The sequence below is a fragment of the Knoellia sp. B-D-2 genome (genome assembly GCF_057714695.1).
Genome location: NZ_CM173189.1, coordinates 823,828 through 837,481, shown reverse-complemented (window position 1 = coordinate 837,481; position 13,654 = coordinate 823,828). Strand labels below are relative to the sequence as shown.

Here is a 13,654-nt window from a genome sequence, read left to right as displayed (position 1 = left end):
GGCAGGGTCGCCGTGGGGCGGAGCGCCCCGCTCACTCCTCGACGATGTGCATGGCCGACTCCTCGGCCGACCGCGTGTCGTCGGCCTCCGGGCCGGGCTCCCCGACGTAGTCCTCGGACGCGGGGATGGCGTCGGGGTCGTCACCGCCGACCGGGGCCTCGCCGTCGAGACCGGACTCGTTGTCGGGAGCGCCGTAGGCCGAGTCCGGGTCCGGCACCTCCTGGGCGATGCGCTGGTCGATGGTCTCGTCCTGCGCCTGCTCGAAGGCCGTGGTGCCCCACTCGGTCGCCCGCGACTGCTTGTCCGGGGGCGAGAAGGGCAGGTTGTCGCCCTCACTCGAGTCGAGCAGGTCCGGCTCCCCGGCACCTGCGTCCACGCCGTCGTCAAGGCTCATCGAGCCCAGGTCGGTGTCGAAGCTCTCTGTTCCCGGCTGGTCGCTCATGTCCTCAGCCTTGCACGCCGGAGAGCGTTTCGGCGGCGGCGAGGAGCACGCACGTGGCCACCCCCGCCATCGCGGTCCGGACCTCGTCGAGGACCGGGAACGACGGCGCCAGGCGGATGTTGCGGTCTCGTGGGTCGCGGCCGTGCGGGAACGACGCACCGGCGGGAGTCAGCGCGATCCCGGCAGCCTTGGCCAGCTCGACGACCCGGGTCGCGGTGCCGTCGAGGACGTCGAGGTTGACGAAATAGCCACCGGACGGCTTGGACCACGTCGCCACCTCGCGGCCTCCGAGCGCCGACGCCAGGGCCTCGTCGACGGCGGCGAACTTGGGCGCGAGGATCTCGCGGTGCCGGGCCATGTGCTCGCGCACGCCCTCGGCCGAGCCGAAGAACTGGGCGTGCCGGAGCTGGTTGACCTTGTCGGGCCCGATGGACGCGAACTGCTGGTGGCCGAGGTACCAGTCGACGTTGGGCCTCGACGCCGCGAGGAACGCGACCCCGGACCCGGCGAAGGTGATCTTCGAGGTCGACGCGAACATGATCGGCCGGTTCGGGTGCCCGGACCCGGAGGCGAGCGTGAGGATGTCGGCGCTCTTGGCCTCGTCCTCGGTGAGGTGGTGGAAGGCGTAGGCGTTGTCCCAGAAGATGCGGAAGTCCGGGGCGGCGGTCTCCATCGACGCGAGCGCGCTGGCCACCTCCTGCGAGCAGGTCGAGCCGGACGGGTTCGCGTAGGTCGGGACGATCCACATCCCCTTGACCTCAGGGTCCTTGACCAGCTCGCGCACGGCGGCGACGTCCGGGCCGTCGTCGTGCATCGGCACCGTGAGCATCTCGATCCCGTAGGACGCGAGCATCGTGAAGTGCCGGTCGTAGCCGGGGACGGGGCAGATGAACTTCACCGTCTCCTCCTGTGACCACGGCCGCGGTGAGTCCGGGGCGCCGTGCAGGAGCAGCTGGACGAGGCAGTCGTGCATCATCGTCAGGCTCGAGTTGCCGCCGGCGACGACCTGCTCGGTCTCGACCCACAGCAGGTCGGCGAACATCTCCCGCAGCTCGGTGATCCCGGACAGCCCGCCGTAGTTGCGCACGTCGGTCCCGTTCGCGTCGAGGTGCCCGGTCGGCAGGTCGAGGAGCTCGTTGCAGAGGTTGAGCTGGGCCACCGAGGGCTTCCCACGGGTGAGGTCGAGCCTGAGCCCCCGGCCCTGGAGCTCGGCGTATGCCGTGCGCTGGCTCCCGAGGAAGGACTCCAGCTCGTCGGCGGAGAGGTCGGACAGGGCAGTGGCAGTGGTCGGCTCGGTCACGTGCCCATGCTCGCAGACCCGGACCGGCACCGAAATATCTGCTCAAGGCGGGAACCCTCCCGGCTGGGCGCTGCGACAGTCGTTGTATGTGGCACGTCGATGAGCCCGCTGACGCGGAGCTGGTCCGGGCCCTCCACCGGGGGGACGTTGACGCCCTGCGGGTGCTCTACGACCGCCACTCACCGTGGCTCGCCGCGCGGCTCCGCCGTCGGTGCAGCGACCCGGACGTCGTCGCCGACGCGCTCCCAGACTGCTTCACGTCGGTGTGGCGGGCGAGCGGCTCGTGGCGTGGCGACGGCGAGGTGGCCGCCTGGCTCTGGGGCATCGCGATCCGGCGGCTCGTCTCCCGACTCCGCTCCCCGGGGGCGGTCCGCACGGTCGTGGCGCCGCTCCCGGCGTCGCAGACGCCGTCGGCGTCCGAGAGCGCAGGGGAACGGGTCCTGCTCGGCATCGAGTACGGCGACCTCGGCGGCGCCCTCGAACGGCTCAGCCCGGACATGCGGGCCGTCGTCGAGGAGACCGTCCTCGACGGACTGACCAGCCGCGAGGCCGCGACCCTGCTCGGCATCCCGCAGAACACCGTCAAGACCCGGCTGCACCGCGCCAAGGCGCAACTCCGGGCAGACCTGGCCGGAGGCGCTCCATGACCCAGCCGTAGCGACCGTGGCACGCGGACGAAAGCCTGCTCACGGCATACTCGCACGCCGACCCCGGGTGGGAGGTGGCCGTGGCCAGCCCGTCGTGGCCGGTGCGGCTCGTCCAGCTGCGGGCCGGTGCCGTCATCGCCAGCGCGCTTCCCCTGTCGGCCCTGGCTGGCGCCGTGCTGCCCGGGTGGTGCAGGCGCTCGACCTCTCGGGGACGCGGTCTCGACGACGGGCTTCTGGGTGGTGGTCCTCGTGCTCGGCGTGGCCGGTCTGGCGTGGGGCAGCCGGGACACGGGGTCCCGCCGGTCAGGTCCTGCGGCCGGTCGGCACGAGCGTCGATGACCCGGGCGCGCGGGGGCGCCCGGGTCATCGTCCGCCCGCCCTTCGAGTGAGTCGCCCGACGGCGGGGAGCGCTCCCCATGGTCGCGATCGGCCGGCGGTGCGACGGTGGGGCGCACCGGGGGGCCGAGACGCGGCGCTCCACGTCCCACTGGGGGAGACATGACTCGTTCGAAGGTTCGACACGTCGCATCGCTGGCGGTTGCCGGCATCGCGCTGACCGGGGCCATCGGGGTGACCGCCACCACCGCCGCCGCACCCGCTCAGGCCGCGCCCGGATCCATCGGCGTCATCACGCACAACATCGCCAAGAACGACACAGCGCTGTCCAGGGTGATCACGAAGGCAGCGAACATGCCCGGGCCGCAGGTGGTGCTCGTGCAGGAGGTCTGTCAGAGCATGCTCCCGCGCCTTGATGCTCTGGGACCCACGGCGTTCCATCCCCGCCGCACGAACCAGGCCGACTGTTCCGACAAGGTCATCGGCGAAGCCGTCGTCTTCTCGAAGAAGGGGCTGGCGGCCCAGGCTGACTCCGTCGACTTCGCGGTGGACGGCCAGGACGACCAGACCTACGGCATGGCCTGCCTCACCTTCATGCACGCCGGCCGCACGACGCGGGCCTGCTCGACCCACCTCGCCGCCGGGAAGGGCGACGACCGCGACGCGGTACGCCTGGCGACCACGCGGGAGATGCGCACCAAGGTGCGTGCGTGGAAGCAGCACGACGTCGTCATCATCGGCGGTGACTTCAACAGCCAGCCCGGGGAGCGGGCGATGAACCGGCTGTACGGGGTCGGGCCGAGGGCCGAGGGCGACTTCCGCGAGATCAGCCAGACGGCGGGAGCGGGGAACACCCGGCGCGATGGCAGGGCCACGTTCTACAGGAAGAAGATCGACTACGTCTTCGTCGCGAAGACCGGCTCGCGTGCGAGCGGTGGGACGGTGGATGTCGCACCCACCGCCTCGGACCACCGCATGCTCTTCGGCAAGCTCCCGCTGAGTTGAGCCGGCGACACTGGGCCCCGGTCCGACGGTTTCGCGTCGGACCGGGGCTTCCCGTATGCTGGTTGATCGGTGATTGCACCATGATTCGTCATGCCTGCCGTCACCTCGGAACCACCGGCCCAGCGGGTGCGTTCCTAGGGCAGTGGCTCAATTGGTAGAGCTCCGGTCTCCAAAACCGGCGGTTGGGGGTTCGAGTCCCTCCTGCCCTGCAGGTTCAGATCATTTCGGAGAAGAGGCATCGTGACGGAAGTGGGCGAGTCCCGCGACTCGAAGCAGGCGACGAAGCGCGCCCGCGACGGGCGCAACCCCGTGTCGCGGCTCTTCGGATCCCTCGGTCTGTTCATCAGCCAGATCCTCGACGAGCTGCGCAAGGTCGTTCGACCGACGCGCTCCGAGCTGTGGAACTACACCATCGTCGTCATCGTCTTCGTCACGGTGATGATGGCGATCGTGTCCGGACTCGACTTCGGCTTCAGCAAGCTGGTCGGTCTGGTCTTCGGCAACGGGGGCTGAGCCCCCGGGCACGTCCGCGAGGTCGCGCCCGCACCACGATGGAACTCAACGCTGTACAGGAAGTAGGTCCGCACGTGTCCGACCACACGACGTCCCAGGACGCCGAGTCGACCTCTGGCGACCCCGAGACCCTCGCCGTCGACGAGGTCGACAGCGCCGCCCAGCGTGAGTCGCTGTCTCTCGGCGACACCGCCCCCGCGTTCCTTGACACGCTCCCCGACGCGCCCCGCGAGAGCCTCGACACCGACGAGTCCGAGTCCGACGAGTCCGACACCGACTCCGAGGAGTCCGTCACCGGCGACTCCGACTCCGACGAGGACGAGGACGAGGTCGGCGAGAGCGCCCTCGTGTCGGCCACGACCGAGACCGACGAGGACGGCGACGTCGTCCCCACCGAGATCGACCCGGTCAAGGCCTTCAAGGAAGACCTCGCGTCGAAGTTCGGCGACTGGTACGTCATCCACTCCTACGCGGGCTACGAGAACCGCGTGAAGACCAACCTCGAGACCCGGATCCAGTCCCTCAACATGGAGGACTACATCTTCGAGATCGAGGTCCCCATGGAGGAGGTCACCGAGATCAAGAGCGGTCAGCGCAAGCTGGTCCGCCGGGTCCGGATGCCCGGGTACGTCCTCGTCCGCATGGACCTCACCGACGAGTCGTGGGGCGCCGTGCGCCACACGCCCGGTGTCACCGGTTTCGTCGGCAACGCCCACCAGCCGGTGCCGCTGAGCCTCGACGAGGTCTACACGATGATCAAGCCGGCCGACCTCGAGCTCGCCGCCTCCGCGGCCTCCGGGTCCGGCTCCTCCGGCTCCGGTGGCGGGTCCGCCTCCGGCCCCGCCATCGTCGACTTCGAGGTCGGCGAGTCGGTCACCGTCATGGACGGCCCCTTCGAGACCCTGCCGGCGACGATCTCCGAGATCAACGCCGAGAGCCAGAAGCTCAAGGTCCTCGTCTCCATCTTCGGCCGGGAGACCCCGGTCGAGCTGTCGTTCAGCCAGGTCACCAAGATCTGACGTCCGCCAGCTCTGCAACCGGGTCATCGCCCACGGCGTGGGCCCACAACCAACAAAAGGAACACAGACATGCCTCCCAAGAGCAAGAAGGTCTCCGGCTACATCAACCTGCAGATCCAGGCTGGTGCGGCGACCCCGGCTCCTCCCGTGGGCCCCGCCCTCGGTCAGCACGGTGTCAACATCATGGAGTTCGTCAAGCAGTACAACGCTGCGACCGAGCACCAGCGGGGCAACATCATCCCCGTCGTCATCACCGTGTTCGAGGACCGCTCGTTCACCTTCATCACCAAGACCCCGCCGGCCTCCGAGCTGATCAAGAAGGCCGCGGGCGTCCAGAAGGGCTCCGGCGAGCCGCACAAGACCAAGGTCGCCAAGCTGACCACGGACCAGGTGCGCGAGATTGCCGAGCAGAAGATGCCGGACCTCAACGCCAACGACATCGACGCCGCGATGAAGATCATCGCCGGTACGGCCCGTCAGATGGGTATCGAGACCTCCCTCTGAGGGGGACGATCGAGACCGACGTCGGTGTGCCGACCGGCCCGCGCACAGCGTGGGACCCCCCAGACGGGGGCGGCCGGCATACCGGAAGCGTTTCGCCCCCTCGGGCGAAGCGGGTGGGAGGGCCAGCGCTGGCCCGGACCACGACTCCACCACTGAGACACCAGGAGCAGACATGAAGCGCAGCAAGGGCTACCGCGCCACCGCGGAGCAGATCGACCCGGACACCGCCTACGCACCGCGCGAGGCCGTCCGCCTCGCCAAGGCGGGCGCCAAGGCCAAGTACGACGAGACGGTCGAGGTCGCGATGCGACTCGGCGTCGACCCGCGCAAGGCCGACCAGATGGTCCGTGGCACCGTCAACCTCCCGCACGGCACGGGCAAGACCGCCCGCGTCCTCGTCTTCGCCAACGGCGACAAGGCCGAGGCGGCCAAGGCTGCCGGCGCGGACTACGTGGGCTCCGACGACCTCCTCGAGAAGGTCGCGAACGGCTGGCTCGACTTCGACGCGATCGTCGCCACCCCCGACCTCATGGGCAAGGTCGGTCGTCTCGGCAAGGTCCTGGGCCCGCGTGGTCTCATGCCGAACCCGAAGACCGGCACGGTCACCATGGACACGGCCAAGGCCGTGACCGACATCAAGGGCGGCAAGATCGAGTTCCGCGTCGACAAGCACGCGAACCTCCACTTCATCATCGGCAAGGCGTCCTTCGACGAGACCAAGCTCGTCGAGAACTACGCCGCCGCGCTCGAGGAGATCCTCCGCCTCAAGCCCGCGTCGTCAAAGGGCCGCTACATCAGCAAGGCCACGATGTCGACGACGATGGGCCCCGGCATCCCGGTGGACTTCACCAAGACCCGCAACCTGCTCGGCGAGGACCAGGCCGACGCCTGAGTCCCCCCGCCGGACGACGAAGGCCCCCACCCGTGACGGGTGGGGGCCTTCGTGCTGCCCGGGACGCGGCATGAACAGCGCGTCCCTCGGGCCGAGCCCGGCCGGCGTCGCGCGCTCGCGCCGGCGCTCTTCCGCTCCCTCGCCCGCTCGGGGCGCGGGAGGAGATCCTCAGCGACAACCACGCACAACGATGACCCAGCAGCTGCCGGCCAGCCAGGCGCTGCTCACGGTACCTTCCAGGACGAGTCCGGCACGACGATGACGACGACAATCGTCCCCCTCGCCCAGAAGGACAAGACGGTCGTCCGGGCCCGCGTCAGCGAGGTCGGGGTGGTCTCGCAGACCGACCGGACCGTCACCGTGCAGGCCTTCGTCAACCAGGCCCGCCCCAGCGACACCCAGGAGGAACCCTCGATCGAGCAGAACCGGGTCCTCGCGACGGTGAACCGCGTCGGCGACCGCTGGCTCGTGTCCGGGTTCACGGCCTTCTGAGGGCTCTCGCCCGCCGACGGGTTCGTGGTGCGGCGGGGCTCGCCGTTACGCTCGAGGCACTCAACAGGGGAGGGAACCCATGACACTCACGATGCGCCGCTCCAGCGGTGCGGCTCTCGCACTCGCCGGGCTGCTCGCGCTCGGCGCCTGCGGCTCGGCCGACACCGGCTCGGCCGACACCGGCTCGGCCGACACCGGGTCGTCCGACCCCAAGGCCTCGGGTTCCACGTCCGCGGATGCCAAGGATGCGGCCCAGGGCGACAAGGCCGACGCCGGCGAGGTCGCGAGACGCATGGTCGCGGCGATGGAGAAGGCCGGCAGCGGCACGATGACGATGGACACCGGCGGCGAGACGGCCACGGGGGACTTCCGCTACGTCGACGGCAAGCTCGAGCAGCACACCACGGTCCCGATCGAGGGCTCCGAGATGGAGATCGTCGCTGTCGGCGACTTCGTCTACCTCAAGGGCCTCCCGGGCCAGGCCAAGCCGTGGGTCAAGATCGACCCCGCCGCCGACGACCCGCTGAGCCAGATGTTCAAGGGCATCGTCGAGGGTGGCGTCAGCGACCCCTCCAAGATGGCCGCCAACCTCAAGGGCACGCAGGCGACGGTCAAGGCCGCGTCCGCCGACAGCACCACCTACGAGTTCTCGGTCGACCCCGCCAAGGCCATGGGGGCGACCGCGTCCCCGAGCCCGTCGGCGAGCGCCTCGGCGCAGCCGCTGACCATGGTCTACGTCCTCGACAGGGACGACCGCCCGGTCACCCTCTCCACCCAGGTGGCCAGCCAGTCGATCAAGGTCACCTACGGCGACTGGGGCAAGAAGGTCCAGATCACCGCGCCGCCCGCGGACCAGGTCGGTCCGATGAGCTTCCCCTCCGCCGGCTGACCCCACCCCACCCGACCCCGACTGCCCCGGCGACCCCCGGCCGCCGCAGCGTCCGCAACCTTGGTCGCGAACCCGACCAGGGTTGCGGACGCACGCGGCCGGCATACCCGGGCGTCCGCAGCGGTGGTCACGAACCCGACCAGGGTTGCGGACGCACGCGGCCGGCATACCCGGGCGTCCGCAAGGGTGGTCGCGAACCCGACCAGGGTTGCGGACGCACGCGGCCGGCATACCCGGGCGTCCGCAAGGGTGGTCGCGAACCCGACCAGGGTTGCGGACGCAGGAAGCGCCGGGGGCCGATTTGGCTGCCGGGGCGTGACGCGTCTACTGTGTCCCTTGACCAAAGACCGCCGGTTGTCGGGTGCATCCGCACCTGACCGAAGGATCCGCGAGAGCGGGCAACCAGCGCAGGCCGAGTTTCGACCACATGCGACTTCCCCGTCGTGTCTGCTTGAGCCCCGCGCCCTGCGCCGGGGCTCATTCTCATTTCGCGGCTGCTTCACCCGATGGTCGTACCGACGGAAGGAGGCCCGAATGTCTCGTGCAGACAAGACCGCGGCGATCGCCGAGCTCGCGGAGAAGTTCCGTAGCTCCAACGCCACTGTCCTCACGGAGTACCGCGGGCTCTCGGTGAAGCAGATCACCGACCTTCGCGCCGCCCTTCGTGGCAACGCGACCTACGCCGTGGTCAAGAACACGCTGACCGAGCTCGCCGCCAAGGAGGCCGGAGTCACGGCCTTCGACGGGCAGTTCGTGGGACCCTCCGCCATCGCCTTCGTCGATGGTGACCCGGTCGAGGCCGCCAAGGGCCTGCGTGACTTCGCCAAGGCACACCCCCTCCTCGTGATCAAGAGCGGCCTGCTCGACGGCAAGGCGCTCTCGGCCGAGGAGATCACCAAGCTCGCGGACCTCGAGTCCCGCGAGGTCCTCCTCGCCAAGCTGGCCGGCGCCATGAACGCCTCGCTCAGCAAGGCCGTCTACCTCTTCGCCGCTCCGTTGTCGCAGACCGCTCGGGTCGTCGACGCATTGCGCGCCAAGGTCGAGGCAGAGGGCCCGATCGGTGGTTCTGCCGCTGCGCCCGCAGCCGAGACCGCTGGTGAAGAGACACCCGCCGAAGCCGCACCTGCGGCCGAGGCAACCGCAGACGTCGCCACGGGTGGCGACGACGCCTGAGTTCGCGCGTCTCGACGCACGGACCCAGGTTTTCCACCTCACCGCCACTCACGGCATACACAGAAGTAGAAAGGCGCCATCATGGCCAAGCTCAGCACCGACGAGCTCCTTGAGGCTTTCAAGGAGATGACCCTCATCGAGCTCTCCGAGTTCGTCAAGCAGTTCGAGGACACCTTCGGCGTCACCGCCGCCGCGCCCGTCGCGGCCGCTGCGGCTCCCGCCGGTGGTGGCGGCGACGCCGCTGCCGCCGAGGAGCAGGACGAGTTCGACGTCGTCCTCGTCGCCGCCGGCGACAAGAAGATCGCCGTCATCAAGGAGGTCCGCGCCCTGACCTCCCTCGGTCTCAAGGAGGCCAAGGACCTCGTCGACGGCGCCCCCAAGGCCGTCCTCGAGAAGGTCGACAAGGCCGCGGCCGACAAGGCCAAGGAGCAGCTCGAGGGCGCAGGCGCGACCGTCGAGCTCAAGTGAGCTGAGCCTCGACAGAGGCTGAATCACCTCGCGAACGGGCGGGACGGATCCTCGGATCCGTCCCGCCCGTTCCGGTCCCGCTGGGTGTCCCACAGGGCCTCCCATCATGGCGACACGCCAGGTATGCCGGCGACAGCGCTTGACGTCCGGCGCTGCGCGAGTCATCCTTTCCGGGTCACACCGCGTGCTTGCCGCATGCGACGGTTGACCGGACCTGCGTCCGCTCCCGCGAGGGGCGTGATTGGACAGGGTTGGACGGTTGTGCCCTTTTTGGTCTAGACTCGTGCTTTGCCCTGCCCATGACCTCCGTCCGCTCCCGCCGAGCGTCCTCTGCCGTGCCCCCGCCGCAACCCGGCTACTGCACGGCGTGGCCGCACCAAGGCACGAGCACTCGGGAGTCCTGGGTCGTGCGACCTCCGTACAAACACATGGCCAGTGGAAGGACCATCCTTGGCTGCCTCGCGCACCGCGTCCAAGACCGTGACCACCGCATTGACGGCTTCGGGCCGTCTCTCGTTCGGCAAGATCCGTGAGCCCCTGGAGGTCCCTGACCTCCTCGCTCTCCAGACCGAGAGCTTCGACTGGCTCCTCGGCAACGAGCGCTGGCAGGAGCGCGTCGCCGAAGCGCGCGCTGTCGGCCGTGACGACGTCCCGGAGCGGTCCGGGCTCGAGGACATCTTCGAGGAGATCTCCCCGATCGAGGACTTCAGCGGCTCCATGTCGCTCTCGTTCCGCGACCACCGCTTCGAAGACGTCAAGTACTCGATCGAGGACTGCAAGGAGCGCGACCAGACCTACTCCGCGCCCCTGTTCGTCACCGCCGAGTTCATGAACAACACCACCGGTGAGATCAAGAGCCAGACCGTCTTCATGGGCGACTTCCCGCTCATGACCGAGCGCGGCACCTTCATCATCAACGGCACCGAGCGGGTCGTCGTCTCGCAGCTCGTCCGCAGCCCGGGCGTCTACTTCGAGCGCACCGCCGACAAGACGTCCGACAAGGACATCTACACCGCCAAGATCATCCCGAGCCGTGGCGCCTGGCTCGAGTTCGAGATCGACAAGCGCGACATGGTCGGCGTCCGCGTCGACCGCAAGCGCAAGCAGTCGGTCACCGTCCTCCTCAAGGCGCTCGGCATGACCGAGGCGCAGATCCGCGAGGAGTTCGCCGGCTACGAGTCGATCGAGCTCACCCTGGACAAGGACAACACCCAGGGCCAGGACGACGCGCTGCTCGACATCTACCGCAAGCTCCGTCCGGGCGAACCGCCCACCCGTGAGGCCGCGCAGAACCTGCTCGACAACCTCTACTTCAACGGCAAGCGCTACGACCTGGCCAAGGTCGGTCGCTACAAGATCAACAAGAAGCTCGGCCTCGACGGCGAGCTCACCAACTCGACGCTGTCCATCGACGACATCGTCGCGACCATCAAGTACATCGTCGCCCTGCACAACGGCGACGAGACGCTCCCGGGCACCCGCAAGGGCGAGTCCGTGGACGTGCGGGTCGAGACCGACGACATCGACCACTTCGGCAACCGTCGCCTGCGCAACGTCGGCGAGCTCATCCAGAACCAGGTCCGCACGGGCCTGTCCCGGATGGAGCGCGTCGTCCGCGAGCGGATGACCACGCAGGACGTCGAGGCGATCACGCCGCAGACCCTGATCAACATCCGCCCCGTGGTGGCCTCGATCAAGGAGTTCTTCGGCACCTCCCAGCTGTCGCAGTTCATGGACCAGAACAACCCGCTGTCGGGGCTGACGCACAAGCGTCGTCTGTCCGCCCTGGGCCCGGGTGGTCTCTCCCGTGACCGCGCCGGCATGGAGGTCCGTGACGTCCACCCGTCGCACTACGGCCGCATGTGCCCGATCGAGACCCCTGAGGGCCCGAACATCGGCCTCATCGGCTCGCTCGCGTCCTACGGCCGCATCAACGCGTTCGGCTTCATCGAGACCCCGTACCGCAAGGTCACCAAGGGTCGCATCACCGACGAGATCCACTACCTGTCGGCGGACGAAGAGGACGAGCACGTCATCGCCCAGGCCAACGCGACCCTCGACGCCGAGGGTGAGCGCTTCGCCCACGAGCGCGTGCTCGTGCGCGTCAAGGGTGGCGAGGTCGAGTACATCCCGGGTGACGACGTCGACTACATCGACGTCTCCGCCCGCCAGATGGTCTCGGCCGCGACCGCGCTCATCCCGTTCCTCGAGCACGACGACGCCAACCGCGCGCTCATGGGGTCCAACATGCAGCGTCAGGCCGTGCCGCTCGTCAAGGCCGAGGCCCCGCTCGTCGGGACCGGCATGGAGTACCGCGCAGCGGTCGACTCCGGTGACGTCGTCATCGCCGAAAAAGCGGGCGTGGTCACTGAAGTTTCGGCTGACCTCGTCACGGTCGCCGCCGACGACGGCACCTCGCGCACCTACCGGATCGACAAGTTCACCCGCTCCAACCAGGGCAACAGCTACAACCAGCGTGTGGTCGTGGCCGAGGGTGACCGGGTCGAGAAGTCCGGACTCATCGCCGACGGTCCCGCGACCGACGGTGGCGAGATGGCGCTCGGTCGCAACCTCCTCGTGGCGTTCATGCCGTGGGAGGGCCACAACTACGAGGACGCGATCATCCTCAGCCAGCGACTGGTGCAGGACGACGTCCTCTCCTCGATCCACATCGAGGAGCACGAGGTCGACGCCCGTGACACCAAGCTCGGTCCGGAGGAGATCACCCGCGATATCCCCAACGTCTCCGAGGAGGTCCTCGCGGACCTCGACGAGCGCGGGATCATCCGCATCGGTGCCGAGGTCCGCGACGGCGACCTCCTCGTCGGCAAGGTCACGCCCAAGGGCGAGACCGAGCTGACCCCGGAGGAGCGCCTGCTCCGTGCGATCTTCGGTGAGAAGGCGCGCGAGGTCCGCGACACCTCCCTCAAGGTGCCCCACGGTGAGACCGGAACGGTCATCGCCGTCAAGGTGTTCGAGAAGGACGACGGCGACGAGCTGCCCCCGGGCGTCAACCAGCTCGTGCGCGTCTACGTCGCCAACAAGCGCAAGATCACCGACGGTGACAAGCTCGCCGGTCGTCACGGCAACAAGGGCGTCATCTCCAAGATCCTGCCGGTCGAGGACATGCCGTTCCTCGAGGACGGCACACCGGTCGACGTCGTGCTCAACCCGCTCGGGGTCCCCGGTCGAATGAACATCGGCCAGATCCTCGAGCTGCACCTGGGCTGGGCCGCGAGCCGTGGTTGGGACATCGAGGGCAAGCCCGAGTGGGCCGACCTCATCCCCTCCGACGCCCGCTCGGCCGAGCCCGGCACCCGGGTCGCCTCGCCCGTCTTCGACGGCGTGCGCGAGAACGAGATCGTCGGCCTGCTCGACAGCACCCGCAAGACCCGTGACGGTGTCCGTCTCATCGACGGGTCCGGCAAGACCATGCTCTTCGACGGCCGCTCCGGCGAGCCGTACCCGGAGCCGGTCTCGGTCGGATACATGTACATCCTCAAGCTGCACCACCTCGTGGACGACAAGATCCACGCACGCAGCACGGGTCCGTACTCGATGATCACCCAGCAGCCGCTCGGCGGTAAGGCCCAGTTCGGTGGCCAGCGCTTCGGTGAGATGGAGGTGTGGGCGCTCGAGGCCTACGGCGCCGCCTACGCGCTGCAGGAGCTGCTGACGATCAAGTCGGACGACGTCAACGGCCGCGTGAAGGTCTACGAGGCCATCGTCAAGGGCGACAACATCCCCGAGCCCGGCATCCCCGAGTCCTTCAAGGTGCTCATCAAGGAGATGCAGAGCCTCTGCCTCAACGTCGAGGTCCTGTCCAGCGACGGCCAGGCCATCGAGATGCGTGAGGCCGAAGAGGACGTCTTCCGCGCCGCGGAGGAGCTCGGTATCGACCTGTCCCGCCGCGAGCCCAGTTCGGTCGAAGAGGTCTGATCCGTATGCCGTGCGCTCGCTCCCGCACACCGCGC

The 13,654-nt window shown here is 68.9% G+C and carries 13 protein-coding genes and 1 tRNA gene; 12 read left to right on the top strand and 2 right to left on the bottom strand.

Features of this window, described 5'->3' with window-relative positions; all coding sequences use genetic code 11:
• Positions 1-31: 31 nt before the first annotated feature.
• Positions 32-442 (bottom strand): adenosine deaminase, encoded by a 411-nt coding sequence (locus AC3EU2_RS03970; RefSeq protein ID WP_488178435.1) that lies wholly within the window; start codon positions 440-442, stop codon positions 32-34.
• 4 nt (positions 443-446) lie between these two features.
• Positions 447-1,742 (bottom strand): aspartate aminotransferase type Ic, encoded by a 1,296-nt coding sequence (locus AC3EU2_RS03965; protein ID WP_488178434.1) that lies wholly within the window; start codon positions 1,740-1,742, stop codon positions 447-449.
• Between the two features lie 86 nt (positions 1,743-1,828).
• Between AC3EU2_RS03965 and AC3EU2_RS03960 the strand changes: the two genes are divergently transcribed.
• From AC3EU2_RS03960 to rpoB, 12 genes are all read left to right on the top strand, one after another.
• Positions 1,829-2,389 (top strand): RNA polymerase sigma factor, encoded by a 561-nt coding sequence (locus tag AC3EU2_RS03960; protein ID WP_488178433.1) that lies wholly within the window; start codon positions 1,829-1,831, stop codon positions 2,387-2,389.
• Positions 2,390-2,887: 498 nt separating this feature from the next.
• Positions 2,888-3,730 (top strand): endonuclease/exonuclease/phosphatase family protein, encoded by an 843-nt coding sequence (locus AC3EU2_RS03955; RefSeq protein ID WP_488178432.1) that lies wholly within the window; start codon positions 2,888-2,890, stop codon positions 3,728-3,730.
• Positions 3,731-3,866: 136 nt separating this feature from the next.
• A tRNA-Trp gene (locus AC3EU2_RS03950) sits at positions 3,867-3,939 on the top strand.
• A gap of 31 nt (positions 3,940-3,970) precedes the next feature.
• The gene (gene secE / locus AC3EU2_RS03945) at positions 3,971-4,243 is read left to right on the top strand and encodes a preprotein translocase subunit SecE (protein ID WP_488178431.1); all 273 of its coding nucleotides are present in this window, start codon (positions 3,971-3,973) and stop codon (positions 4,241-4,243) included.
• Positions 4,244-4,317: 74 nt separating this feature from the next.
• A complete protein-coding gene (gene nusG, locus AC3EU2_RS03940) occupies positions 4,318-5,262 on the top strand; it encodes a transcription termination/antitermination protein NusG (protein ID WP_488178430.1) in 945 nt (314 codons plus the stop codon).
• 69 nt (positions 5,263-5,331) lie between these two features.
• Complete coding sequence (gene rplK / locus AC3EU2_RS03935; RefSeq protein ID WP_035931731.1) at positions 5,332-5,766, top strand: 50S ribosomal protein L11; 435 nt, start codon at positions 5,332-5,334, stop codon at positions 5,764-5,766.
• 172 nt (positions 5,767-5,938) lie between these two features.
• Positions 5,939-6,658 carry a 50S ribosomal protein L1 gene (gene rplA, locus AC3EU2_RS03930; protein ID WP_488178429.1) on the top strand — a complete coding sequence of 240 codons (720 nt, stop codon included), beginning with the start codon at positions 5,939-5,941 and terminating at the stop codon, positions 6,656-6,658.
• 258 nt (positions 6,659-6,916) lie between these two features.
• Positions 6,917-7,150: a hypothetical protein gene (locus tag AC3EU2_RS03925; protein ID WP_488178428.1), complete on the top strand. Its 234-nt coding sequence runs from the start codon at positions 6,917-6,919 to the stop codon at positions 7,148-7,150.
• A 79-nt stretch (positions 7,151-7,229) separates the two neighbouring features.
• Positions 7,230-8,039: a hypothetical protein gene (locus AC3EU2_RS03920; RefSeq protein ID WP_488178427.1), complete on the top strand. Its 810-nt coding sequence runs from the start codon at positions 7,230-7,232 to the stop codon at positions 8,037-8,039.
• Positions 8,040-8,573: 534 nt separating this feature from the next.
• Complete coding sequence (rplJ, locus tag AC3EU2_RS03915) at positions 8,574-9,212, top strand: 50S ribosomal protein L10 (RefSeq protein ID WP_488178426.1); 639 nt, start codon at positions 8,574-8,576, stop codon at positions 9,210-9,212.
• Positions 9,213-9,293: 81 nt separating this feature from the next.
• Positions 9,294-9,680 (top strand): 50S ribosomal protein L7/L12, encoded by a 387-nt coding sequence (gene rplL, locus AC3EU2_RS03910; protein WP_488178425.1) that lies wholly within the window; start codon positions 9,294-9,296, stop codon positions 9,678-9,680.
• A 450-nt stretch (positions 9,681-10,130) separates the two neighbouring features.
• Complete coding sequence (gene rpoB, locus AC3EU2_RS03905) at positions 10,131-13,619, top strand: DNA-directed RNA polymerase subunit beta (protein WP_488178424.1); 3,489 nt, start codon at positions 10,131-10,133, stop codon at positions 13,617-13,619.
• The last annotated feature ends 35 nt before the right edge of the window (positions 13,620-13,654 follow it).